General features: G+C 33.7%; 24 protein-coding genes. 17 read left to right on the forward strand and 7 right to left on the reverse strand.

Features of this window, described 5'->3' with window-relative positions:
- The first annotated feature begins 153 nt into the window (after nt 1–153).
- Nucleotides 154–954, forward strand: a complete 801-nt coding sequence (locus tag AB0A59_RS02045) for a class I SAM-dependent methyltransferase (protein ID WP_458746033.1) — start codon at nt 154–156, stop codon at nt 952–954.
- Between the two features lie 281 nt (nt 955–1,235).
- On the opposite strand, the gene AB0A59_RS02050 is transcribed toward AB0A59_RS02045, so the two are convergent.
- Nucleotides 1,236–1,679 carry a DUF4440 domain-containing protein gene (locus tag AB0A59_RS02050; RefSeq protein WP_458746035.1) on the reverse strand — a complete coding sequence of 148 codons (444 nt, stop codon included), beginning with the start codon at nt 1,677–1,679 and terminating at the stop codon, nt 1,236–1,238.
- An 81-nt stretch (nt 1,680–1,760) separates the two neighbouring features.
- On the opposite strand from AB0A59_RS02050, the gene AB0A59_RS02055 reads away from it, so the two are divergent.
- Complete coding sequence (locus AB0A59_RS02055) at nt 1,761–2,039, forward strand: hypothetical protein (RefSeq protein ID WP_458746037.1); 279 nt, start codon at nt 1,761–1,763, stop codon at nt 2,037–2,039.
- A gap of 111 nt (nt 2,040–2,150) precedes the next feature.
- Here the strand turns inward: AB0A59_RS02055 and AB0A59_RS02060 are convergent, their stop codons facing one another.
- The gene (locus tag AB0A59_RS02060) at nt 2,151–2,915 is read right to left on the reverse strand and encodes a hypothetical protein (RefSeq protein WP_458746039.1); all 765 of its coding nucleotides are present in this window, start codon (nt 2,913–2,915) and stop codon (nt 2,151–2,153) included.
- An 843-nt stretch (nt 2,916–3,758) separates the two neighbouring features.
- On the opposite strand from AB0A59_RS02060, the gene AB0A59_RS02065 reads away from it, so the two are divergent.
- From AB0A59_RS02065 to AB0A59_RS02095, 7 genes are all read left to right on the forward strand, one after another.
- Nucleotides 3,759–4,076: a hypothetical protein gene (locus AB0A59_RS02065; RefSeq protein ID WP_458746041.1), complete on the forward strand. Its 318-nt coding sequence runs from the start codon at nt 3,759–3,761 to the stop codon at nt 4,074–4,076.
- On the forward strand, nt 4,076–6,655 hold the full coding sequence (locus tag AB0A59_RS02070) for a hypothetical protein (protein ID WP_458746043.1): 2,580 nt from the start codon (nt 4,076–4,078) through the stop codon (nt 6,653–6,655). Before AB0A59_RS02065 ends, AB0A59_RS02070 begins: the two co-directional genes overlap by 1 nt.
- Nucleotides 6,656–7,074: 419 nt before the next feature.
- Complete coding sequence (locus AB0A59_RS02075; protein WP_458746044.1) at nt 7,075–7,683, forward strand: hypothetical protein; 609 nt, start codon at nt 7,075–7,077, stop codon at nt 7,681–7,683.
- A gap of 552 nt (nt 7,684–8,235) precedes the next feature.
- On the forward strand, nt 8,236–8,853 hold the full coding sequence (locus AB0A59_RS02080; RefSeq protein WP_458746046.1) for a hypothetical protein: 618 nt from the start codon (nt 8,236–8,238) through the stop codon (nt 8,851–8,853).
- Nucleotides 8,854–8,900: 47 nt separating this feature from the next.
- A complete protein-coding gene (locus AB0A59_RS02085; protein WP_458746048.1) occupies nt 8,901–9,323 on the forward strand; it encodes a hypothetical protein in 423 nt (140 codons plus the stop codon).
- Complete coding sequence (locus AB0A59_RS02090; protein ID WP_458746050.1) at nt 9,323–9,883, forward strand: hypothetical protein; 561 nt, start codon at nt 9,323–9,325, stop codon at nt 9,881–9,883. Before AB0A59_RS02085 ends, AB0A59_RS02090 begins: the two co-directional genes overlap by 1 nt.
- A gap of 1 nt (nt 9,884) precedes the next feature.
- Nucleotides 9,885–11,102 carry a hypothetical protein gene (locus tag AB0A59_RS02095; protein ID WP_458746052.1) on the forward strand — a complete coding sequence of 406 codons (1,218 nt, stop codon included), beginning with the start codon at nt 9,885–9,887 and terminating at the stop codon, nt 11,100–11,102.
- Nucleotides 11,103–11,617: 515 nt separating this feature from the next.
- Here AB0A59_RS02095 and AB0A59_RS02100 read toward each other — a convergent pair.
- Entirely contained in the window at nt 11,618–11,866 is a 249-nt protein-coding gene (locus AB0A59_RS02100) for a hypothetical protein (protein ID WP_458746054.1), read from the reverse strand.
- A 368-nt stretch (nt 11,867–12,234) separates the two neighbouring features.
- Here AB0A59_RS02100 and AB0A59_RS02105 point away from each other — a divergent pair, with 368 nt between their 5' ends.
- Together AB0A59_RS02105 and AB0A59_RS02110 are read left to right on the forward strand one after the other, a co-directional pair.
- Entirely contained in the window at nt 12,235–12,519 is a 285-nt protein-coding gene (locus AB0A59_RS02105) for a hypothetical protein (RefSeq protein ID WP_458746056.1), read from the forward strand.
- 559 nt (nt 12,520–13,078) lie between these two features.
- Nucleotides 13,079–14,182: a right-handed parallel beta-helix repeat-containing protein gene (locus tag AB0A59_RS02110; protein ID WP_458746058.1), complete on the forward strand. Its 1,104-nt coding sequence runs from the start codon at nt 13,079–13,081 to the stop codon at nt 14,180–14,182.
- A 427-nt stretch (nt 14,183–14,609) separates the two neighbouring features.
- Here the strand turns inward: AB0A59_RS02110 and AB0A59_RS02115 are convergent, their stop codons facing one another.
- Nucleotides 14,610–14,774 carry a hypothetical protein gene (locus AB0A59_RS02115; RefSeq protein WP_458746060.1) on the reverse strand — a complete coding sequence of 55 codons (165 nt, stop codon included), beginning with the start codon at nt 14,772–14,774 and terminating at the stop codon, nt 14,610–14,612.
- Nucleotides 14,775–15,037: 263 nt separating this feature from the next.
- Between AB0A59_RS02115 and AB0A59_RS02120 the strand changes: the two genes are divergently transcribed.
- The 3 genes from AB0A59_RS02120 to AB0A59_RS02130 all read left to right on the forward strand — a co-directional run bounded on the left by AB0A59_RS02120 (nt 15,038) and on the right by AB0A59_RS02130 (nt 19,234).
- Nucleotides 15,038–15,610, forward strand: coding sequence for a hypothetical protein (locus tag AB0A59_RS02120; protein ID WP_458746062.1), 573 nt, complete (start codon nt 15,038–15,040; stop codon nt 15,608–15,610).
- A gap of 755 nt (nt 15,611–16,365) precedes the next feature.
- Nucleotides 16,366–18,081 (forward strand): PQQ-dependent sugar dehydrogenase, encoded by a 1,716-nt coding sequence (locus AB0A59_RS02125; RefSeq protein ID WP_458746064.1) that lies wholly within the window; start codon nt 16,366–16,368, stop codon nt 18,079–18,081.
- A 544-nt stretch (nt 18,082–18,625) separates the two neighbouring features.
- Nucleotides 18,626–19,234: a DDE-type integrase/transposase/recombinase gene (locus tag AB0A59_RS02130; RefSeq protein WP_458746066.1), complete on the forward strand. Its 609-nt coding sequence runs from the start codon at nt 18,626–18,628 to the stop codon at nt 19,232–19,234.
- A 695-nt stretch (nt 19,235–19,929) separates the two neighbouring features.
- On the opposite strand, the gene AB0A59_RS02135 is transcribed toward AB0A59_RS02130, so the two are convergent.
- The 3 genes from AB0A59_RS02135 to AB0A59_RS02145 all read right to left on the reverse strand — a co-directional run bounded on the left by AB0A59_RS02135 (nt 19,930) and on the right by AB0A59_RS02145 (nt 21,628).
- Nucleotides 19,930–20,286 (reverse strand): hypothetical protein, encoded by a 357-nt coding sequence (locus AB0A59_RS02135; RefSeq protein ID WP_458746068.1) that lies wholly within the window; start codon nt 20,284–20,286, stop codon nt 19,930–19,932.
- 17 nt (nt 20,287–20,303) lie between these two features.
- Nucleotides 20,304–20,900: a calcium-binding protein gene (locus AB0A59_RS02140; protein ID WP_458746070.1), complete on the reverse strand. Its 597-nt coding sequence runs from the start codon at nt 20,898–20,900 to the stop codon at nt 20,304–20,306.
- Between the two features lie 122 nt (nt 20,901–21,022).
- The gene (locus AB0A59_RS02145) at nt 21,023–21,628 is read right to left on the reverse strand and encodes a TetR/AcrR family transcriptional regulator (RefSeq protein WP_458746072.1); all 606 of its coding nucleotides are present in this window, start codon (nt 21,626–21,628) and stop codon (nt 21,023–21,025) included.
- A 224-nt stretch (nt 21,629–21,852) separates the two neighbouring features.
- On the opposite strand from AB0A59_RS02145, the gene AB0A59_RS02150 reads away from it, so the two are divergent.
- The 3 genes from AB0A59_RS02150 (at nt 21,853) to AB0A59_RS02160 (ending at nt 26,214) form a co-directional block, all read left to right on the forward strand.
- Nucleotides 21,853–22,767, forward strand: a complete 915-nt coding sequence (locus AB0A59_RS02150) for an ABC transporter ATP-binding protein (protein ID WP_458746074.1) — start codon at nt 21,853–21,855, stop codon at nt 22,765–22,767.
- 176 nt (nt 22,768–22,943) lie between these two features.
- The gene (locus AB0A59_RS02155; protein ID WP_458746076.1) at nt 22,944–24,908 is read left to right on the forward strand and encodes a COG1361 S-layer family protein; all 1,965 of its coding nucleotides are present in this window, start codon (nt 22,944–22,946) and stop codon (nt 24,906–24,908) included.
- A 55-nt stretch (nt 24,909–24,963) separates the two neighbouring features.
- Entirely contained in the window at nt 24,964–26,214 is a 1,251-nt protein-coding gene (locus AB0A59_RS02160) for an ABC transporter permease (RefSeq protein WP_458746078.1), read from the forward strand.
- Nucleotides 26,215–26,344 lie beyond the last annotated feature (130 nt).

The following is a 26,344-nucleotide window of genomic DNA, read 5'->3' on the forward strand; positions in this document are numbered from 1 at the left end:
GAAAAAGTATAGAGAAGAAACAATAAAACGGTATTAATGCGCATGGTGATCTTTATGGATAAAGTATGTTAGACAATCAGAATTCTCCTTGAATATTTATAGTAAAACTAACCTTAATGTATAATTGATAATAATACAATCTGTCGATAGTAATTGAATAACACTAATCAAAACAATAAAGGGACTTGGGCATTAGGTGATTATAGAAGTATTGGTCGAGTAATTTCACCTGTATCTGCCAAATTAATAGGACTTGTTAAAGTTAAACCTACAGATTCTATCTTAGATATAGCATGTGGGTTTGGTAACACCGCAATAACTGCAAGGAGAGTAGGAGCAAAGGTGACAGGTATAGACATTACACCCGAGCTTCTTGCACTCGCAAAACAAGAAGAGGATATTGCAGGAGTTAGTGACATAGAGTGGAGAGAAGGAAATGCAGAGAACCTTCCATTTGAAGATGAATCCTTTGACATCGTTCTCTCAACGTTTGGACATATGTTTGCTCCTGACCAACAAAGTACAGCAAAAGAAATGTTAAGAGTTCTCAAGAAGGGTGGACGTATTGGATTTGCAACCTGGCCACCTGAACTTGCCATAGGAAGAATCTTTTCCGTCGTCTCCAAGTACGCTCCCACTCCGGTAACACCAATAACTTCATCGCCCATTGAATGGGGGAATCCAGATAAGGTGAAAGAACTTTTGAGTGGTGTTAAAGAACTATACTTTGAGAGAGATACTATAAACTATCCAATTCTTAGTCCAAATCACTACTGGAATGAAATGATAACAAAATCAGGTTCTATGATTCAACTTATTCAATCCATCAAGAGAGAAAACAATAATGAAAAGATAGAATCACTTAGGAAAGAATATCTTAATACTGTCGAACCATACATAGTTGACAATGCAGTACGATTAGGCTATCTGCTAGTAATTGCGGCTAAGGAGTAATGGATTATTTCTACAACTATTTACTCATTTCATTGGCTAGACTTTTCCACAGAGTTATCAGATATAATGCAATAGATATTAGACTTTCAACGAAAAGGATATTACGCCTAAAACACAGGAGGGAGATTGAAGACTATATTCCTATTTAAGAGAGGAAAATAAGGTATCGGAAATAATAATTGGAAGTAAGGAGACCAAAGGCCGATTCATCTAATATCTTGTACTTCCAATTCATTTTATAAAAACCTCTTTCTAAACTATCTTGTAAATTGTGCTAATTATTATTGGATAATATTATCATAATCCAGTACACCTGTATGTGCTATCAACTTCCATTCTTTATCATTTATCTTGGTATATATCTTGCATACTCTGCCCTTCCAATGAAAATCCTCGTCCGTATTGATATTCTTCCAAAGTGTGTCAATGTCAACTACTGCAAATGCGCCGTCGCCTTCATTTGAAATTGCTATCTTTTGTATGATCCTATTGTTTTGTATTAATTCATGATTGCCAAATAATTCACTATAGATATTACTCCACCGTTGATAATTAAATCGGCCTAATTCCATTACCCATTCGACTGGGTCATGTGACTTCGGTGTTCTGGGCCAAGGCCACACCATGTCAGGATGAAAGATACTCAGCAACTTTTCAACATCCTTATGGTTCCATGCTTCTGTTTCTCTATTTACTATTTCTCTAATTTCTGATTCTAGTTCCATGATAGAACACCTAAGACTATGCCTTGCAAAAGAGATAAGCGTTACATTAATGACTATCTACCTGGAATACTAATCTAATTCATGTATCGGTATATCGACCCTTCAGATGATTCCTTTTTGAAAAAAGATGAAACATATCAAAGACTAAAGGAGCAACTAGAGCCTTTTATTTCTAATCTTACATCTGAAGATAAAGAGACAATACTAAAAACAATATCTAACTGTTATCATCAATATCATAATTCTATAACAGCTAAATCAAGAGGTGATACTGAGATTATGCTTTCTACGGTAATGTCCTTACTAATAAAACAGAGCAATGAAATTGAAAGACTGCATTTGTTAACAAAGGCTAGATAATGCTAACTTCTAGAATATTGATATTACATTAGTCCCAAGGTGTAAGGAAATAGAATAAATGTTAACTATAGCACGGATCAATGTAGGGCGAATTTCTTATCTATTATTAAGTTAATCTTGGTTCAAATCGATATAGTAATAAAATACCGTTATTGTCCAAGATGCGACTTTGTTTACCAATTTCATATGCTCTTGATTCTTAAGGGCAATTAAATTAGTTGGTCGTCCATGAGATATAGAATTACGTTCGACTGTATAGCACTCTTGCCAATCTGAATTAAATTGATGTACATCAAACTTTGAATCCTTTATCTTCATAACTTCCGCAATCTTATTTCTAAACTCTTTCGTTTCCAAGTGATAGGAGTTTTCTTCGCCTAAAAGATCTTTAATCAGAACAGACATGCTGCTAAACAGTGTCTCCAATCGCAAAGGATTAAAGTAATGGCTTAATTGATAATAGGCCAATGCCAACTCCATTACTCCTTTCTTATCCGTATTAATCTTAGATAGTTTCGGTAATACAACTTTCGGATCTTCTTTAACATAGTTCCACCTTATTCCAAAGCTTCTAACAAACTGTGGAATCTTGTTGGGACTGTCGAGGTCAATGTAATTAAAGGCTTTATCATCAATAAATGCTTCAGTATTATAAGCAAAAACTATCTTTGATAATGCAGTGCTGACCAAGTACTTAGCCTCATTCAATCCTTCCACCATTACATCTTCTGTAGTGATTATTATGGATGCGGCATAATCGTTTCCATCATGATAAAATACTACATTATCAATTGGTAACTGGTCGTTCTTATCTTTCAATACATCGTGAAGGCCATTTATCTTAAGAAGATATTGGACAGAACCCATACTACTCATTGTACTTATTGATTAAATAACTAATTATGATATCTAGACGATACAAATTTGATTATAACTGAGGATAAAAGGAAAGAACAAGCATCAGGGTTTAACCCCTGAGAGACAAGTGGCTAGACCTATGACGACGAGATTGAAGCCTTTACCAGTTACTTAGATACCAGGTTGCAACATTTAACGCCTTACCAAACGTTACCCATCTCACCACAAGATTAGCTTTATCAATTTGCTTAAAATCATCATATTTATGACAAAGTATTGTTTCAATTGTCAGCATAAGATAACTATGCATTTAGATAAAGACTCTCCGCCTGAACTTCGATATAGAGGTTCTTGTAAGTATCCTAACTGTGATTGTAGGCATTGTGAGTATACTTTATAGAAACAGTTTTGTTTATTAATTATTGATTCTGAATTGAGAATGCCAAAAGAAGAAAGCCCAAAGGCGGAAGCCTTTGGGCGACACAAGGTAAAGGATAATTGACGATGAGATAGAAGCCTTTGCCAAGAATTAAGGAAATTTGATTACTGAACGCAATCGTATTTACTATGTGTGTAAACATTTATATTTAGAGAACGAATCATGTATGATGATAAGTAATAACTAGGGAAACAGGTATCCTCATATTAGTAACGATTATATAGTATGTATCTACAGTAAATACTATGGGCGTAAGCACTTTGGTCTGTCCGCGATGCGGTAATTTATGGAATTATACAGGTACTAATCAATATGTAACATCCTGTAGTAAATGTAAAACTTCTGTAAGTATTAGAAAGAATAGAGTAATTGAAGAGATGGTTCCTCTTCAACTATCGCATTAGGAGTTGACGACGAGATAAATGACGACAACAGCTAATATTGAATATACCCATCATTCATCTAATAACTTTTTCGACTTCAATAATCATCTAATGAAGGATTTAGGAATAGAATTAGCAGGAGTAAACAGAGTCAATAGATGTATTCAAATGGAAACTCATGATAGGGTAATGTGGATTCCTATTTTCTTCGACTTCCGATATCTACCAATGGCAGTAGAGTGGGGACTAAGACGATTGAAAATTTCCGAGGTAAAGATTCTAGAAATACTTGCGTCCTTAAGAACTCGTTTTTGTATCATTGTTCAGGAGATTAATAAATTGGAGGAGTTAGTGTAATGTTACATTGCAAAATATTGTCTTTTAATGACTGGGCAGACTTTTGGAGAAATGAGTGCGGACTAAATGCTATCCCCGCCGATACGAAAAATAAGAAAATATACGAGAAATGGTCATCATGGCAGAACGAAGCAATTAACATGGAACAGCATGAAGAATGGAAGGAAAGGAACGCATTTGATAACGGAATGGCCATTATGGCTGGTAACATATGGCATAGGAAAGATTTAGAAAAATATTCTCTATGCTTTATTGACCTTGATAATCAGAAAGCAATCGAAGAGATTTGTACCATTTTTGGTACTAATGACCTTAATCAATTGGCACAGAGAACTATTGTAGAACAGCATCGGGACAATCCATACAAAGCGCACATTTATTTTTATACTGAATATATACTCAAGAAAAAGAGCAGTGATACAACCAGAAAGTTAAAAGATAAACTAGATAGTAACGAAATACCTGCCATTGAAGTAAAATGTCAAAGCGATGGACTGGCATATTGTACTCCTTCCCTTCACAAGGATGGATACAATTATGAAATTACAGGTACTAAAGTAATTGGAAAATTTGATGGTAAGAAAATTGAAGATAGGCTCTTTGAAGTTTATGAAAAGTATGGAATGTCGGTGGGAAATAGCAATAATGAAAATAAAGGTAAGATCCCGATTGAAGACCTGTTTAATCCAGAATTTATAGTAAAGAAAGGTCACAATAGACATGAAGCAGTTTTAAGAGTTATTGATTCCCTATATCTGAGGAATAAAGAATCCAAGTCTTTAGAGTACATTTATGAAGAGTCATGGAATTGGAACTTGAATCACTGTGACCCTCCTATTAGTAAATTTGACTTTGATAGACAGTGGAAGGATGGTACAAAATTTGTAGATAGAACTAACAGCGGTAGAAATCAAGAAACCATGTTGTTACAGCGACAAAATCAACAGAATCAGCAATTAAAGATCGACCCCCAGCTAATCTGCAAAATTGTGAGTTGTATAAATAATATTCTTAAAGCTTATTACGTTGATGAAAATTCTGGACAGGTTTGCTATGGAGTTCTTAAGGAATACGGAATAAACTTAGAGAAATGCATCATTGATATTGCTCCAAAGAAGATTAGGTATTATAATAATCCTTTATTCCCTATTGCTGAACCTAAAGTCGAATTGGAATATTATGACGGAAAGAAGAGTGGAAAAATTGGTCCATGCGCCAGCCTAGCTGAGCTGTTAAAGATATTAGAAATCAAAGGTTACGTTCTCTCCAGGAACAAAGCTGCCGATGCTTTTAACAGTGTAGTGAGTGCCATGAGGGAAAAGGAGAATGACATGGTGGAGTATGTCAATGACGTAACTACTTTAGGGTACTATTTAGTTGATGGAAAATTGGTGACCAAAAGTATAACTCAGAATATGGAAGAAATAAAGAAAGAAGAGGTAATAGAATGCTGCGAATTACTTGATATTTTAGCAACAGGATGGAAGAACAAAGATGTATTTCCAACGGTCCTAAAATGGGGATTACTAGCTCCATATAGCTTCATAATAAAGTCAAATTCTGATAAATGGATGCCCTATTTGCAAATGTTCGGCCAGGGCCAGTCGGGAAAGACTACTTTAGGTTTATTAGTATTGCAAATTTGGAATAGGTCGACAATGCTTAAGAAGGGATTTAATAATATTGATACACCTGCAAGATTCGGAGAGACAGTCAGTAAAGATACCTACCCTGTCCTTGTCAATGAAGTAGGCTCGCTCTATGAAACAGGCAAGTTTAGGAGATATACTAACATTATAGAGATGATAAAGCATTCGGTTGAAAGCACAACTGCCAGAGCAAAATTCGTAGAACAGAATAACTTTCAAGATATTCCAGCTTTAAGTCCGCTAATATTGACCTCAAACTATGCTCCACCTAATGACGGTGGATTTGGCCGAAGATTCATTTCCATTCATTTTCCCAAGGACGAGAAGAAAGAAGATGATAAACGAGCATTGTTTGACAAGCTTTTGGAAGACAAGAAAGGATACTTGAAAACCCTTGGCGACTTTACTGCCCAGTATGTTTCCAAATACCCTTCCGTATTGTTGAGAGAAGATTGGAAAGTGATTTCAAAAGAAATATTAGCGAATTTTTTCCAATTTGCAGATAAAGAAGTTCCAGATTGGATTGAATACTTTGTAGAACAAAAGGACGCAGTCGATGAAAGTAATGAAAATACGATGTTTGCTTTAAGGTCATTTTTGGTAACTAAAATTAATGAAATCTATTCGAGACATAAGGATAAGGACAATACAGCTAATAGGTTAAGTGAAAGACTTGATTATTGTTTGAAGAATGAATTGATACCCTTTATACAGGACATGAAAGGCGACATAATCATTACTCATGATATTCTAGACGAAATTAATAACAGGAACAGAATCGAAAATATCACTTCATTGAAGGATATAGGACTACAATTAGGCTTAGAATACAAGTCAAAGTACTTGAACAATAAGAAAATGAGAGTACTGTGCGGACCATTAGATGAGTTGTTGAAATTTATCAATCAAGATGTTATTTCAGAACATTAGAACACGTTCTATACCATACGCTACTATATTTATCTAAAGGTTAATTTTTTTTAAAAATGTCTAAGCCTTTATTATTAATATATTGTATTTCAATATGATGTTCTAATGTTCTATTATCATATGTAATCTCAACAAATGCTCATTTTGGTAAAATAAGTCCAAAATGGACTTATTTTTAGAACAAGTTAGATTGTTCTATTATGTTCTAATGTTCTATTTCATGACAATTTTAACACAACTTATCGTTCTTGTCTAATATGGTACAAAATAGACTAAATTAGAATCGCTTATAGGTTAACAATCCATTGATAGATCTTCATAATATATTTCCCTCTTTTGGATTCTAATTGATTAGCAAGTAATGGTCAGAAATAAAAGTGATAAATATGACTATGCATACAATTTTAGATTGGCATCTTATGAAACTGCATGAATGTAACAAGCTTATTCAACATATGCTTAATCTGGTGGACTATAATATCGAGTCTTCAATTGCCGAAAGCGAAATTCTTGCAGGCTCCGGCTTTAATTCAAATGAATTAAAGAGTTGCCTAAATTATCTTAAGAGTAAAGGATTCATTGTCAAAGACCCCGTAGTCCCGGTTAATACGGGTGATCCCAAGATCTTACACGACTTCTACAAAGTTACTACGAAAGCTATAGACTATCTTGACCAAGCTAATGTTAACCCCAAGACTGGAGATACCTATAACGTTAGCATAGCTACTATGAGTAGTTCCCAAGCACAGTTTGGAAGGGGAAATATTATGGATATCGATCATCTTCAACTAATAGGGCCATTTTTGGATGAAATCGACCGTTGTATTGATAGTTCACAGTTGCAAGACGATGAGAAAAATCGTAGAAAATCAATTATTAAGACAATTAGAACTGCCATTACGAATAAATCTATTAAAGAGATCAAAATGGGCTTGCTAGAGTTGTATGGATTGATAAATAGTACTACTTCATGTATCGTTCTCGCTGCAAAGATACCAGAATTATTATCAAGTCTGCCACCTAATTAATTCGAACGACACGGTTTTACTGTTTCATGTTACGCCAAGTATTATCATATTTAATAACATTCTAAGAGCTTTTTTATAATGACCCTAAATTATTTCCTCAACCTGCTAATTTTTGGTCCAGGGTCTTGAATGCTCTTCAGCCAGGTTTAAATAAAAAGGGTATGATTTTATGCAATTCAGGTCTAACAATGCAAAAAGGGGGACAAGATCATTGATTTAACCTTTCAGTATTTTACAGAGCGAAATCAAGTAGCTGAGCAAAAAGAATTGAAAGTACAATCCATATGAATATGGGAAGTTTTTTTAAGACCCCCATTGACGACCATAGAAATTGTTGTATTAGACTGTCTTAAGTTCTTATTTACTAAATGTCAAAGGACTCAGAAGAGGATACGACTAAAATCTTGGAAGAATGGTTAGATAAATATAATAATTTAAGAATCTAGAATATCTGTGATTGAATTCTATATCGTAAAATCGAATATAACATATATACAAAAAGATTATTGAGTGGATTGATTGATAGAAACAAGTTACTCTTGGTGGAAGATTGTGATATTTGTTCTTACTATTGGATTATTCGTTGCTTCCTCATTTCAATTTATCCGTTCATACATGATAACAGATATGGATGCTCTGAGTACAACGGATTTCAGGGCCATAGAAAATCACTTCCCTATTGTTTCAACAGAGATAACTTTTCATACCAAACCATTTCAAACAATTAAACCGAATGTTATTGCTGACTTCAAACTCGAGCTATATCCTAACAGTAGTGAAACTTTTAGAAATATGTCTTTGGTATTTACCGAAAGGACGTACGCAAATTTGGATCCATTATTAGTCGACCAGATTTTGAAGTTTTATAACGAAACGTCTATAGTCTTTGACACTACTAATGAAACAAATGTAATGAAAGAGAATGTCCTCTTAAAGTTTCCATATTCTGGTAACTTCGATATGTACATCTTTGCTTTTACGAAAGATAATCGATTAATTAGTTATGTTTATCATGATAATGTATTTATTTTAGAATCCAATCAATTAGATGAAAAAATAGCGTTAGACACTGTGCGAAATGGGATTAGGCTCGAAGGACTCACTTTAGGTGGTTTAGGAATAGCTCTTTTAATGTTTTTACTAGAAATTGGGATAAAGAAAGATAACTAAGTTTTTATACCTAAAATTATTCTGTTATGGTCATAACGAAAAGGTAATTGCATGCCATAGAAATTAAATGTGTATACTGTGGAACTATGAACTATTGTGATAATAACCACATACCAAAAATGAATTTTATCAAAAAATTAATATGCGATTATAAACTGACTAATACGTCTGAACTTTTCATCGATTGTGGTACATGTCTAAGAAAATATTACCTGACTCGTATAAGTAATTTGGTTGTTTGGAAAAAAAACTTAAATTACAACCTGACCGTATTAGAGGATATCAAGAGAAATCTAAACTCCGGTGAACTGGGTCTCGAAGACATTGTGCAATCGCTAACGGGAGTTGTGAGATATGAAAAACAGACTAACATTCACATATGTTTCTCTTTAAGAGGTGCACTTGGTTATTTTGATTGCATTCGCTCTGAGGACAACAAATTCAATTTGTTATCTGTTTGGTGGCTATAATGATGATAAATCCAAATAATAACAAAAAAATGAAGATAAATAAGTATCAGTTAAATGATGAAACAAAATTAATAAACTATGAAGAGGCAGCTCAAATTTATAAATCTATTCAGCCTAAGGAGATTGGACCAGAAGAAACAATATTGATGCTTTTAGCAATTACACCCACCAAACCGATAAAAGGCAAGACAATGATAATCAAGCAATTATTCTTGATTGAAAGGGAAATTTTTCAACAAATTCAAGATTTAAAATTTGTTGGACACAAGTTTGGCCCACATAGTTTCCTTATAGAAAATATCTTGAAGAATATGGAGTTTATTGGATTAATCAAAAAATCATCTAATAAATATAGAATAACTGATAAGGGTTTGAAAAAGATACGGCCCCTTATGGAACGTCTGGATAGTCACAAATTACAACACTTGAAAAATCAGCGAATTGCGTGGGATGAGTTGGGAAGTGAAGGTTTGATACACTTGGTTTATGATAAATATCCTGAATTTACCGATCAATCAATAATAAAATATCGTTACCATATTATAGATTGGATAAAATAACATGAAGATCGATTCGATTAGAGTAAAAAACGTTGATACAAGAGTAAAACCAGTTCGAACCGCAGAAATTAGAATAGGTCCTGAAACAATTACGACTCCTACGAGGGCAGCCAATCTGTACGAATATAATTCTAAAGCCAAAATTCCTTCAGATCTATTAATTGGTAATAAAATAAGTTTAAAATATACAAGCTTAAGTTATGGTCAACTTTCAAGACTATTAACCGACACAAAGGAATTTGAAAGCCTGCATAATGCTTTAGATAATACCAGATACAGAGTACAACATTCTCCCCTAAACATCGCAGTTTATCAACCTACTATAACAAGAGATAGGAAAAGAAACATCCCGTCAGCAATGGAGATTTTAGAGAACGATAATAATTTAGTCAAATTTGTTGACCTAATTACTGCTCTTCAGATATCAGCAGGTTATGATGTTATTGCAATACCTTCAATCCTGCGGCCTTTTGAAAAACTTAAAGAAATTTATCGAAAAAAAGCTGATGAAATCTACAAAATTGGAAAAGAGCCTTTTTTTATAATTGATCTAAAATATAATCATGCCAATTTTCAAGAGCTTTTAAAGTTCCTCACTGATGATTTACAAGCAAGACTGGTGGGATTAAATTATAAAAGATTTGCAAGTGCTGCTTTGAACTACAGAGAGTTATCAAATTACCACGACAAGGATACTATATTTTTTACCATCCAGGTTGCAAGAGCAGATTTGGCTTTTAATAGCATTTCGGTTTCACATTATATTCCTTTTTTAATAAATGATATTTCTTGTGTTGCCGCTCCTCCGAGAGTATTTGACAGTGGCGAGACCATTGGCAATAATTCAAAGAATAAACTAGAGTTATCTTACCCTGAGAAATTAATGAAACTTAAACTTTTTAATTCTGAAGATCTATTACTAGAACCTTTCGGAAATCGAGTCAATGCCGGAAAAATATTACAAGATCTAGATCGATCAGATGACTCACGTCTACGTGGAATATTAGATAACTATTCGAACTCGGGCGATAGTGCAAAAGAAACAGACAAGAGATATGAAATCTTGAATGCGTTTACGAGAGTACATGAATTGAAGTGTAGTACAAAAGAGTTTGATAACTTTTCTAATTTTATCAAAACTAATGATATTCGTAATTATATATCCACACATTCCGTATTGGATAGGACTGTTTCATTATTGGATTATCCGACTTCGTAATTCATTTTGCTGCAACGAAAATTTTGGTTAAAATGTTTTATTAATATATTTTGGATTATATGCCAACGTTTTTTTAACTTCTTGGACCAATCGTGTTATGGTTAGATGCTCAATTTGTCATAGAGGTCTTAATTCCAGCTACATTAGAATCGGGACTAAAGAATCTTTCAAGAAAGTAGGACTCTACTGTATCACTTGCGATATGTATTATTCACCTGATTTATCAAAACAGTATACTGTAATGCAAAAACAGTATACTCTTAAAAGTTCAAATCCACCTTATCTTCTTAATCAAACGGGCCCGGTGGGCTTCGAATCCATGAGGTACATGGGATCTGTTAATTTATTTATAGTTTGTATGTTGTACTAATGCATTAGGAGATCTATAAGATCGGTGGCTGTAATTTCTAAAATAATTCATGATGCATCACCTTGAGAATGTCTTTCTTTTCACATGTTGGAGTATATGGCTCAACGTTAGCAAGAAAATTAGTGCTTTTTAGAGGAAGACGGTATTATGGTAAAATTTTGCAACTATTATTTTCTTTAATTCTATTCTTATATGCTTCCTTAATAGCCTCATCATGTTCTGCATTGGCTTCCTTGTTCTTCTGGTCTAACCTGCAATTTGCATTATCTACTTTATTTTCTGGATTAATCTTTTCTTTATAATCACATTCGTTTTCTTGATCCTTCACTTCTCTCTTGGATTTTGCAGCCAACAAATCTAATATTAATTCTACATCTTTTTCACGGGATAACATATCATAATATTAATGAAAAAGATAATTAAAGCTGTTTATTCTTGAGCTAGTTAGTACTCCAAATCCTTATTGTTACTACAAACATATCCCCTATACTGATGCATGCATTGCTTATGTTCGAATTGATAGATGTTGAGGAATTTCGACATAAATACTAATTTAGGGGGTTTAAGAAAAAATATCATTGACTGATGCAAATTATATAGATTAGTCCTATTACGATTCTTGAAATAATTCTGGAAGGATTTAGGTTGAGATTAGCTGAAATAGTGATCCTACATCCCATATTGGCCTGTTTTTCCTCTTAATCGCTTTGCTATTTACAACTAGTAAAGATAATAATTTAAGCGTAAAATGCAGTTATGATCATGGATAACTTATCCATGGATGAGGACAGTGGTGCCCTTCACAATGTCGAAAGTTTTGTATTGGTTAGATTATTAACTCAACATGCATCAGCAAGTGACCCTTCAATCAGCATCAGTGTATTGACGGAATTCTTAGACCCTACAATGTCTCCCTTATTTGATCAAGCAATCGAGGATTTGATTGCTCAAAGCCTTATACATTCTTCAGATGGTGAAAATTATCAAATTACTCGAGATGGGATTAATGAACTAGACACTAGAAAGAAAGAGGCAATACCACTTTAGAGTGAAGTAACCAGAATAAAATTTAGAACATTCAGTTACTATTACCAGAATCTAGTTGCATCAACGACTATTCTCTTTATTTTATTTGATGTGTATCAAGATATACTTTATCTCTCAAAATATAGTCAAAATTGGAAAGGAATTGCTAATGTCTAGATAATTATGGATAAAAGGATGATAATTTTAAAGAATGGACTTGAATAAATAAATATTAAATTCGCTAGTATAAAAAAGTTTTAGTGATAAACTCTCTCTTAGATTATACCAAAATCGACAGCGAGATAATACAGTGAATAGATCAGTCGCTATAGTAGTCTGTAAAAATAACTTCATAAACTATTATCTCTTGGCTTGAGAAATATGACATTGACAATTCTTTATGTAGACCACTGAAAAACTCGTAAAATTCACAATCATCTAAATAAGTTGTTTATTAAATTAATGAATTATTCTAGTTAATTTACAAGTAATTCATATAATTATTTTTTTGACAGAAAGTTTATTGAATAGGGTCAATCCAAGGCTACATTGTCATTATTTAATGATGATGGCTTTAGTCATGGTTGTAACGAGTATTTCAACTAGTTGGACATTAGCTCAAGAGACTGATGAAAATAGTTGTATTACTTTTAGTATCGACAGCGATAGGAATACAATTTCGATTTCTTGTATTCAAGACGTCAACCTTACTGATATATATAACACTTTACAAAATCCTGAGATCTTAGAAAAGGAGGATAATGGCACATGGACTTTAGATTCTCGCATAGTAGTTGAAAAAGGTGCTACCTTGGTTATTGACTCAAAGGATACGAGCTGGCTAAAAATGCTTGCAGGAGATAAAAAGGTGGATGGTGATAGAGATAATGTTAACTCTATAACTGTTTTGGGTAATTTAATTATAGATTCTGTAAAAGTTTCTTCATGGGATCCTGAAAGCAATGATTATATAAAATTTGAATTTGATATATTACCTGATAGAGAACATGAGCATACCGGCATTGATGCGGTACCAAGACCATATATCAAAATAGATGATGAAACTACAGGTACTGCAAATATTACAAATTCAGAACTAGCCTACTTAGGATATGAATGCGGTGGTGGTTGCTCTGGTTTAAGTTACTATGGAAGTAATGGTACTAGTATGGTAAAGAATAATGAAATACACCATAATCGCTTTGGATTCTATTCTGTGGGTGTAGGCAACATGGTTTTGGAAGATAACCATGTTCATCATAACTTTATGTATGGGTTTGACCCGCATACAGCTACTCATGATATGATAATAAGAAACAACACTGTCCATGACCATGGAGCTATGGGTATAATATGTTCTTTGGATTGTTACAACATTACTATAGAAGATAATGAAGTATACAATAGCGCTGGCTCTGGAATAATGTTTAGTAGAAACATGTATGATTCAGTGGCTAGAAATAATCACGTTCATGATGAAGTAAAGTGCATATTCCTATCTCAATCACACAATAATGAAGTTTATGGCAATACAGTAAGCAATTGTGAAAGCCAAGGAATTTACTTGTACCATAATTCTATCGAAAATAAAATTTACAATAACACTTTGATTAATGCGACAGAAGGAATAGAATATAGCTATGATTCTATGGGCAATACGGTAGAAAATAATATTATCCAATGAACAAAACACCTATGCTAATAAAAGCCAGTGACTATATCTGTAAGAAATCAAATAATCCAAGGTCTGCGATTCAATGAAAATGAGTATTCTTCCTTTTTTCGAACTTGGTATTGACTACAATAATAATAGAGATCACGAACTAAAATTGACAAAAGTCAAAAGGATTCTCTTTTGCTAAATAATCCGAGTATCCTTTTCCTGAATAAAATACCAAAGCACAATAGTATAAAGACAATCCATAATACTGCCACAGTTACTTCTGAATATTCTATCATTTCTGACCATTGATTATTTAATAGATATTATATTTGTACACGGCTTTCCTAAAACCCAAATCGTTCCTATGTAAGGTAAACAACATTCAATTAATAAGCAATTTCATCATAGGTGAGGGGAGTACATGAACCAAGTAATTTGACTAGGTATATTATTCGAGGTGATGTCTATGAATAACTTTATGCTCATCACAATAATGAGTTTTACATTGAGGACATTGAATTGTAGGAGGGTTATTGCACCCAAGCATACCACATAATTCACCACTTTCAGAGCGTTTCTCCCATTCCCGTGGATCAATAGACATTCGATACAATATATTGGGTCTATTCACCTAAAAGTTTTCGGTTTAGTCGATTTATGAATATATTAAGGATTGATGGATTCAATGATAGGTCTAGATTTCATACACTATCTACATCAGCTTTATCATATGCTAATTTTAAAATTCGAATTCATGATGTTACACTATAGCAGGAAAAGAAATTGAGCTTTCTATTTCATTTCTACTAAATACAGACGTATTTTCGATGAATTGGAGCCATTACTAACCGGTCTTCATTTGATGGTGAATTAAATTTGAATCTTGATTCATTTTCATTTAGAAATATCATGAATATACAAGAGATACAATCTGAAAGATTTGACATGTGTTCCAAGACACTAACATTGACTGTAATAGTTATTGCGATGGGCTTGTTGTTTTCCTTTTCTATTCCCATGGATAAAGGAGTATTGATAAGTGATTATAATGTATATGCGCAATCTGAACAAGAACAAACACCACAAAGTGTAGCTGACAATTCATCTTACCCCGTAATAATCAAGTTAGATTCTGTATCTTTTGCACCACTTACAGATTCTGAGATAAATCAGCTAAAAGTTGACATTACCTACCAAACTAATGATCCTTCCTTGGTAAATACCATCATGGCTGACGTTATGAAAGTATATACAGTTGATGGAACTCTAATAAAAACCTCGAGCATTCCTAGTGGTTATGTACTAGGGCAAGCAGGTCCAATGCAATTTGCAACATCGTTTGAAGATCAAACTATTGAAGATGTTAAAGCTGAAATTGCAATGACTGATACTACTCATACAGAAAAGATATCAAACACCCTTGATGTTGAAACTACCCTAACAAAGTGAAAATCTATACTTTGGATGAGATATCTAGATATTACGAATTAAGAAAAATCAGCAGATCCTCATTTATTTACCATATTACTTGATTTAATGCCATTTAACTGATAAATTGATATCTAATTAAATATAATTAGATTTGCAAGTTACTAATCATCTAGATATAGTGTAGTAATTTACATGACCGTAATATTTTATATCCATTCTACGTTAATAATAGATGCATCATTTAGGCTTTGATGTTTACATCCAGGATGGTCTGAGAGAGGCTTCCCGGATGTAATTTTCAATTATTCTTACTGAACTATCTTTTTTCCTTGATTTAACATCGTGTTTTTTACTTGTCTTTCATGATAAATTACATTACAATGGCAACACTTTTTCCCTTTCAAAAGCCGAGTATACGCAAATCTGCGGTATAATAAATATTCAAATTTAGTTTTTGATAGCAGGTTATTAGATAACCAAGATTGACAAGATTATATTTTTAATATTGTAATCCCCAGTCTAAAGAAAAAAAATAAGATAACTACGGAAAGGTTAGTCTGGGCAGGATAAGATAAAATGATAAATACAAAAGGGTATTTCAAAGATCAGGTAAGGTTATAGTTTCAAAATTGATTTGCAAAGATTGTTAAAGTTTTACAATGTAATTTTAATTTGTTCTATCATCAGAAGAAGATTGAAATATCATTATTATATCAATTCTACAGGTAGATTGATAAATAATCTATAACATAACAATATACAAAGAATGAACATTGAGAAAGAGAATAAAATTTAGATTATTTGGTTTATCTTTATTTTGTATATTTTTAATACTATACTCGAACAATTCTATAGTTAACCTATCGTATGGAGCATACATTAAAGCGCCTTTATCGCCTGCCGGTCCAACTGTAAAGGACGATAATCTGGTAGTTGAAAAAGTGACAGATGGATTATTAGACTTTCCTACAAGCATGGCATTTTTAGGTCCTGATGACATTTTGGTAACTGAAAAAAACACCGGTAAAGTTATGCGGGTAATAGATGGTCAGGTGCAGGAAGAACCAGTACTGGATGTAGCTGTTGCTAATAGTATTGAACGCGGTCTACTAGGTATTGCAGTAGCAAAGCAACAACCGGATGGAACCAGATACGTGTTTCTCTCTTACACAGAATCTGGAAATGATGAAGACGGTAGCGACGTAGAAGATAACGTGGGTCCGGAAGGAAACAGACTCTATCGCTATGAATTTGTTGATGGGCAACTGACAAACCCTGTAATACTTTTAGATTTGACAGCAACTCCACCTAATGATAGAGGCGAGCATAATGGAGGTAAGATTAGGATTGGTCCAGATAACAACGTTTACTTTATAGTAGGAGAAGTTGGAGGACACACAACTCAAGCACAGAATATTGAAGATGGTCCAGAACCCAATGGTTTAGGAGGGATATTACGGATAACTCAAGACGGTCAAATTGTACCTGGAGATGCCATTTTTGGTGATGAATCACCCCTTGACATGTATTATGCAATGGGCATTCGAAACAGTTTTGGAATGGATTTTGATCCAGTTACAGGAAACTTGTGGGATACAGAGAATGGACCTACAGCTGGCGACGAAATCAATCTGGTTTATCCAGGTTTTAATAGTGGCTGGTCGTTGATTCAAGGATTATCAAAGAATGATCTATTAAATGACGGTGCAACTCCTGAGGACCTTGTTTATTTTGGAAAGGGATCATATGCAGAGCCTAAATTATCATGGGTGACTCCTATTGGAATTACAGCTTTAAAATTTCTAAATTCAGATAAACTGGGAGAACAATATCAAAATGACATGTTTGTAGGCGATATAAATAACGGTCTTTTGTATAGATTCATTCTAAATGAAGCACGTGATGGTTTATTATTTGATAAAGGATATGCAGGAAATATATCCCTATTAAACGATAGAGTTGTTAACGATCCAAAGGAAAATCAACCGTTCATCTTCGGGCAGGGCTTTGGCGGTATAACAGACATTGGAGTGGGTCCTGACGGATACCTGTATGTTCTTAGCTTTACTGGATCACTCTTTAGAATTCTACCTGCTTCCGCGAGTACCACTACTAACTCCGCTCCTTCTGCTGATACTTCTACCGCAGAAGCTAAAGAAGATGATGACCGGTCCATAAGCGATGATCGATCTACTTCTCAAGATAAAAACTCTATTCCAGCAGTCATATTAGGAATTAATGGTGACAGTTCCTACTCTCCAAATCCAGTCACGATACAAAGCGGTCAGACAATAACATGGTATAATGGTGACACCATTTCGCATACTGTAACTTCCGGACAGGACAACGGCGAGAATGCAGGTGAAGCGTTTGATTCCGAAGCAATAATACCAAACCAATACTATAGTATTACATTCGATGATTCCGGCGAATATCAATATTATTGCTTTTATCACCCTTCAATGGTAGGAGAAGTAATAGTTGAATAAACATAATATTTTTTTTTAATATTTAATTTTTCTAGGATATAGGATTTGGATTGTTAACTGAATCCTAAAGATTTCTGTAAGAAGATATATTTTGTATCATTCAGACTGAATTGTTGCAAATCAACTTTTTAATGCCAAGTATGGAGTCTGCTTTCCGCAGTAGAGATTATTTCCTACTGTGAAAAACCTACATTTTGAATTTCTCATTATTTTGCATAAATCAATATTTGATATTAAATCTGGATCATACTGAACTATCATAATATTGGGAATATAGATTAACTCGACTTTATGAATTCCCATCTTAACAGATCCACTACTAAATAACAGGAAGTGTATGAGAGTAGAACACTGTAGTTATAGGCAGCTAGAGATCAATATCGAAAAAATCAAATACTATTAAATAATTTCAAATTGTTAATGAGATGAGTTACTATTGATGTTATATATGTTATATTTGTGAGGCTAATTAATTAACTTATATGCATAATGGGCTCTGTTCATTTACCGAAATCTTATAGCTTGAAGATGCTTTATCTCCTTTATGATTACCAGAAACAAAACACCTTCAGAGTATGTTTGTTATGGTCTGTATTTGTACTTTTCAGGCTTATCGCTTAGGAGAACGTCTGCAAGATTATCTTGCTTTATCAAACGAAACCACGTCACTGTCTGGAATTGGATTCAGAAATACCATCCGCAAAAGATTTCCTCAAGAAGGAATAAGATATCAAAGTTCATCATTTATAAGACATTAATCAAGGTAGGTTCCGAATACATATGGTTATGGGTTGCAATAGATGCAAAAAGTAAGGAAATTCTCGCACTAACTATCTCTAAGGAAAGAAATATGTTTGTTGCTGAGCGGTTTCTATCAGACATTGTAAGAGATTATGGAAAGCATCACGTTTCTACAGATGGTGGTACATGGTACCCAATGGCATGTAGATTCCTTGGACTTGAACATCACATTCATTCCCCTATGGAGAAAAGCCTGATTGAAAGAACGATGCAGTACATAAAGGACAGGACCGAATGCTTTGATGATTACTTTCCTCGCAGACTGAAGAATTGTAAACTAAAGCATGTACGGAACGAATGGTTGAATCTATTTGTTGATTATCATAACAGTGAACTAAAAACGCTTAAGTGAACAGGGCCGCATAATGCTTTATTACAATTCTTTACGATTAAGAATTAGGTTTTTGGTGATGTTTATTATCTATTAAAAATGTATTCCCGTGTCTTCATCTTCTATAATGCCATAACATAAATAACATGCATAACATAAATAATTCTGATAGGCCGAAATGATAATTATTTATTTTTGTCAGCAATACTTTAAAAAACCACTTTTTTGTAATAGACACACTATTCATTATACAAAATAGATTTTCTATTCCTAATCTAGGTCCATATTATGATGGCTTCGGTAGGATTAGGTTCCTACTGATAATCGGATTTAGATACAAATAACAATTTATTTATTTGGAAAAGTCAAGATAATATCAGTCTGATTTCATAAGGAATATGCGATCCGTATTTTTATGTAATGTTATCTAAGCAATTTATAATGATTTGTAATCCAATTGACATAAGGGTAAAGAATCATCGAGGTAGTTCAAATCTTGTTCTTACCAAAAGTAGCCGTTATCAACAATAGAATAATAAAATCTGCGATAACATATGTTAAAACAGCAACATATTTGGCAAATACCTGAATATAAGTATCCAATACCTTGAATACGAATATATTTTTTTTGAAATAAATTTTTTTAATAAATTAGTCTCTCAGATACTACTTTTAGGTTAAATTTAGTCGATGCAATAAAAAATGTTAATCCGATTTTATTTTACTTGAGAATTATCTAAAACAATAGCATTTGTCGTTATAGTGTCTTCTCTTTTACCTTTTGACCTTTGAGAAATTTCGATTTCCTTCTCAGCTATATGAATAAGCCGATAAATATTTTTACCTTGATTAATCTCTTTAATGATCTTTTTTCCTTTCATGTCTCGCTTACTGGTTAGATATTGCATAGCAAATGCATGATTTATCCTAGTAACATAAGAAAAGTCTATCACTACAGTGTTAACGACTATATTAGATATTACGTTAGTAAAAAACCATTTAGCACTTTCGCCATTTAATAATTCTGATGACGAAATTGCATCCTTAATAGATATGACATAAATGATGACCATGTTGTTGTTAAAAAATATTAGAGATCGGTTCTAATATCCTCGCAGTTATTGGATGCGACATCTTTAGAGGGATCAAAATCTATTATTATGTCATAGTCGTCACCACAATCAAAATAATTCGAACCTGGCCCCCCTTCTAATATATCTTCACCTGATCCTGCATATAATTCATCATTGCCCTTTCCACCTACCAAGTAGTCTCCTTCTAGACCGCCATAAATTAGATCACTACCGTCCTCTCCATAGATGCTGTCACTCCCCTCGCCGCCTTGTATATCGTCATCCCCATTTCCTCCAAAAATATCATCAGAAGAAGCTCTTCCTTGCAAAGCATCATCGGAACCTTTGCCTTCTATAAAGTCCTCCTGTAATGTGCCTATTATAATATCACTTCGAGATGTACCTTCACATAACGGCGCCTTCACCTCTTGATTAAAGGTACAGTAAATTATCTTTTCACGAGAATCTCCCTGATTTATGGGCCCAGCATATCTTTCCCCGTCACCATCACCGCCAGCATATACCATCCAATTATGATTCAGAAAAACACTTGAAAATAACAAGGCAATTAAAATATTCATCAACATAAAAACATTTGAAAATAATTTCATCATAATATTCTCTCTATATTATTACTTATAAAGGATTGATAAATAAATTATGAGAAACATTTCGCTACCATTTTTAATAATTGCTTCGTGTGATACTTTGTTATACGATCAGTCATCAAAAACCCTTATGTTGATTTAATACCATTCAAAATCAATTGATTAATTTGCACCCATACTTTTTTATTATAAGTTTCAGGAATACCTAAGATTCTTCCAATTGTTAGTCCATCGAATAATGACAAAACTCCGGCAGCGATTAACTCCAGGTTTACATCCTCTTTAAACCATCCTTTTTTAATCTGAAGTTGCATATGATCATAAGTTATTTTATATAATTTCTTTCTGTGATCTCTCAAGATCTTTTGAAGTTTAGGATTCCTTGAAGACTCTGCTATGGCTTCAAAAAAAACTTTTTCACTGCCTTCTCTTTGTATTTTTCGAAATTCATCGTAGAATCGTTCAGTATTAGATAGTATATCCTCTCTATTTTTTATGAAGGTATTAGTAAGTTGTAAGTTAAGTAAATTCAAACTATCTTCAGCAATAGCCTGAAATAAATCTTCCTTGCTGCTAAAATAGTTATACAAAGTTCCTTTGCTTAATTCGGATTCATTAACTATGTCATCCATTCGTGTCTTATCAAATCCGTATTTTGAAAAACATTTTATTGCTGAGCGTATTATCTGGCTCTTTTTTTCTTTTTTGTATTCAGTGGTAACTCTTGGACACAAATCTATCCACTTTTACTATATCATGGCGATGTTTTAAACTCTTGCGATAATACATTGGGAAGATCAAATTTACTAACAAAATAGTCCGATATTACATTTAAAAAAAATAACTCCGTGTTTCTAAATATCTTAACCTATTTATACAGTTCTGATATTTAAATGTGTCCGACTGGTCAGTTTACTTTATTAAGGAGATTGATTGATACTGTTGTATTAGAGATCCAATGAATATCAGCAGGGCTCAACATAATCAAAATAACCCAAATCAATCAAGAGATGAAGATCATTTGGTTAATTTGAATTTGAAACCTTCTTATAGTAATCATCAAACTCGTGTTAGCCAAAAAGATTTACAACACAATATGGTAGAAGGCAACAATATTGGTATGGTTGATTCTACACATTATCAGAACGCTAAGCAAATTAATAGGACTAAGATTGCAATGGAAGTGAGAAATCTTCATAAAGTTTATCAATCAGAGGCTGGAAAGGCTGTAGTATTAGAGGGGATTAATTTTATCATAAAAAAAGGCGAATTCGTTTCAATTGTGGGGCCCTCAGGAAGCGGAAAATCTACGCTATTAAATATTATGGGTGCACTAGATACTCCGTCCTCGGGTAAAGTTTTTATCAATTACGTGGACATATTCGCATTATCTAAATCACAAATTGCAGACATGAGAAATAAGTTAATAGGGTATATTTTTCAGTCCTATAATCTGATAAACAGAACAACCGTTCAAAAAAATGTTGAAATTCCTGCAATTATCTCGGGTATGGGCAATAAACAAAGAAAATCACGTGCTTTAAAACTATTGGACTTGCTAGGAATTAAAGATAAATCGAATTACAAACCAACTAATCTTAGCGGTGGACAACAACAGCGAGTTGCAATTGCAAGATCACTGATGAATAATCCCGCGATTATTCTGGCTGATGAGGCAACGGGTAATCTAGATACTAAAACGGGTGAAGAAGTTTTTGAGCTTCTTAGAATGTTGACTAAAAAATATAATCGGACTATTGTTTTTGTAACGCATAATCCCGAACTTGCAGCAAGAACTGACAGGACAATATTTATCAAAGACGGGAAAGTTGAAAAAGAGTCAATTAACGAAAAATTTGCATTAGCAAAGTGATCAAATTCCAAAATTTTGTGAGATAAAATAAATGGACACTAAAGAATTATTACATGAGAAGAAAACTCTATGGGCTTTTGCTTTGATTTTATTGATTCTTATTTACTAGTTTACCACTTTATTCTAATTATTTTGTACATGGTCAATTCCTGTCTACTTCGGATATTCGAAATCCTTTGTTTCTTGATTCTTACTGGACCGATACTCCTTCCACAAATTCATCACCCATGGATTTAACCAAACCTAATAGAATAGAAGTGGGGCCAGGCGAGGGACCTTCCACCCTTGCGGTCATTATTGTAAACACGGGTAGAACGGATATTACTGGACTAAAAGGATATCTTGCCCTTCCAAACGAATTTAGATCTATTCCGGGCCAAAATGGTGTAAATACTACCAAAGTTTCTATAGCTAGTTATAATGCTATAGTTAAACCAGGAGAGAGTTTCCCATTGTATTTTTCTGTCGATGTGCTAAGAAATGCTACGGTAGGACCATATGTGTCTAACTTAGAGATAGTTTATTCAAAAGTTCAAGAAGTTGGACAAGTCTCAACCACCTTGGAAATTCCCTTTAGAATAACAGGTAAAGTAATATTGGATGCTACTTCACTTACTCAAAATCTCACCACAGGTACTTTAAACAATGCAATTATTGCCATAAAGAACAAAGGTTCGGCTGATGCAAATGGTGTGATAGCCACCATTACAAATCTAAATGGTAACACAGTTACAAATTTGGGAGATAGTTCTACCAACCAGCAAAATAACAATATTGGCAACAACGAAGATAATGCTACCTCGTCTACAGCACAAACAGGATCTCAAGAGTTAAACGAAATAAATCAAACTGATTCGAATATTGCAACACTTGAGGCAAACACCTTTGACATAGGGAAAATTCGAGCAAATGAGTTAGTCCAGATAAGGCCATTATTGTATGCGGATTATAATGCTGGTGGAACAATTCAATCCATGAACTTGGAAATATCCTATAATGATGCATATGGAAATAAAAAAACTCTTGATACCTCAGTAGGCTTGGTAGTTTCACCTAATCCTCCTGAATCAACATTGAGCATTCGACCGGCAGATAATAGATCCTCGTTATCAAATACAAGTTTCAACAATGGCTCAACAAGTGAAATACAACAACTACCGCAAAATAACGACCTCGATTCAAGAGAATCAATTACGATTAGTTCTGGTAAGATTGAGGAAATGAAATTTGTCATAACCAACACTGGAAGTAGCGCTTTAGAAAATGCCATACTATCACTTTCCTCTCCTTCAGATTCGGTCAAAATTCTAGGAAACACGAGGTGGTCGGTTCCTCTTTTTACTCCAGGAATGGAAAAAGAGATATCTACGTTGGTTTTTGCTTCTGAAGATATGATAAGTAAACCCATATCATTTACAATAGATGCAGAATATATTACAGGGGGAAAAACAAGATCTGATGTTCTCAACCTTGGAGCATATGTTGAAGGACAAATAAAAGTAGCATTATATGATCTAGCCATAAATGAGATAGGGGGATTTCCAAATTTGGTTGGTAATCTACTAAACGAAGGAAACACCATGGCATTTTTTACTCGAATACAAGCTGAAAATGACGCATCCCTCACTTCAAAATTAGAGAATAATACAGTTTCCACTTCTGAGGCTGGCTTACAAAACGAAAGTTCTAAACTTGTAAACAGAGTTAATGAATCAAATGCTGAATTGTTTTCAATTCTTCCCCCTTCCCAATATTTAGGTGATCTTACGGAGAATTCGCCACTTCCTTTTGGAATTCCAATCAATATTACAGAAAGCATACCTTCCGGAGAATATCCTATTACGTTAAAAGTAAGTTTTAAGGACAATTTGAGAAACGATCATATAATACTGCTTAATGATAACGTAACGTTCAAAGCTAATGCTCAAGAAACAGAACAGAATGACCAAAATATTCTTGGGATCAATTACAATCTATTTGTATTGCTTGTAATACTTTTAGTAGGTATAATTTTAGCTGTATTCTTCATAAGACGAAGGAAAAGACTACAAAAAAAATCTAAAGATCCAACAACAAATGACTCGATGAGTGAGGGCGATAGCAATAGTACAAATGATTCTTTATTTGATGATGAAACATGACTATCAGGATACAATGAGATCGCGAGGAAAAATTTAAAGGAGTAGTAGGATTCAAATGAACTTTAAACAAATATTTATTTTATCTTTTGATGCAATTAAAGAAAGAAAAGTCAAATCTATATTGACTATAATTATGGTAATGGTTGGTAGCAGTCTCATGGTAGCTGTGGGTGGAATTGGAGCTGGATTTTCTGAATTCTTCAACAAGCAAACAAGCAACCTCGCTGGAAATATTATGTTCATTAGTCCTGCCCAGCAGACATCAGGTGGCGCTACAGCTGGGCCATCTACAGGTGCACCCGTTCCTCCAAAGATTACTTTAAATGAAGCTGTAGAAAATCGATTAAAGTCTTTACCCTATGTGAAAGAAACTATTCCCGTATACCAGGCTTCAGTGACACTAACGTCTCAAGGTAAAACCAAGGATTATTCAGTATTTGCCATTAATCCAGAAAAACTATCAGTGTTGTCTCCCACATTAGAATATGTAGAGGGATCTGCTGTAAGACAAAATGATCCATCATCGGTCATTATATCTGAAGATATTGCACATCCTCCTGGAGATCCAGTACCGTATTTAACTTTAGGGCAGACAGTGAGGATGTCATATTCTTTTGTAGATCCTGTAACAGGTGATGAAGATGAAGAGGTTAAAAGCTTCGTAGTAAGAGCAATCATGAAATCTACTGGTAATCCCAATATAGATAACGCCGTAGTTATTAGTCCTCAAGTAGCTAATACGTTATTCCATAAATCCGGAAAATTTGATGCCATCATTGTTGTAGGGATGACCGCAGATCTAATAGATACGATCGAACAGGAAATCCGAAAACTATATGGAAACAATATTGGCGTTACGACCGTACAAGCCATTATAGAAACAATAAAGGAATTTACTAGTGGTATAAGTGCTTTTTTGCTAAGCATAGCTATAGTATCTTTAATTGTAGGAGCTGTAGGAATAATTACCACCTTATATACATCAGTAGTTGAAAGAACAAGAGAAATAGGAACGCTTAAGGCTATTGGAGCTAGAGACTCTTATGTCTTGTCACTATTTCTAGTGGAAGCTCTACTAATAGGCATATTGGGTGCGTCATCAGGATTAAGTACGGGCATAGTATTTGGGTATTTGTTAAGTTCAGGAATGGGATCAGGCGACCAACCACCAATTAACCCCGTATATACTATACCAGATTTAACTAGGGTATGGCTTATTACAGTAGCACTAAGCTTTATGGCAGGTCTTTTTCCATCGCTAAAAGCTGCTAGATTACTCCCTGTTCTAGCTCTTAAAAGAGATTAAACCAATAGATGAAACGGTAATTAAACAAGATTACTTCTTAATATCATAAAAAATTAGATACCCCTGGAGAGGATTTTCAATTACCGACACTGGATAGGATCTCAATTGTCATATCAAAACCAATCGTTGG

The sequence above is a fragment of the Candidatus Nitrosocosmicus sp. T genome (genome assembly GCF_054408485.1).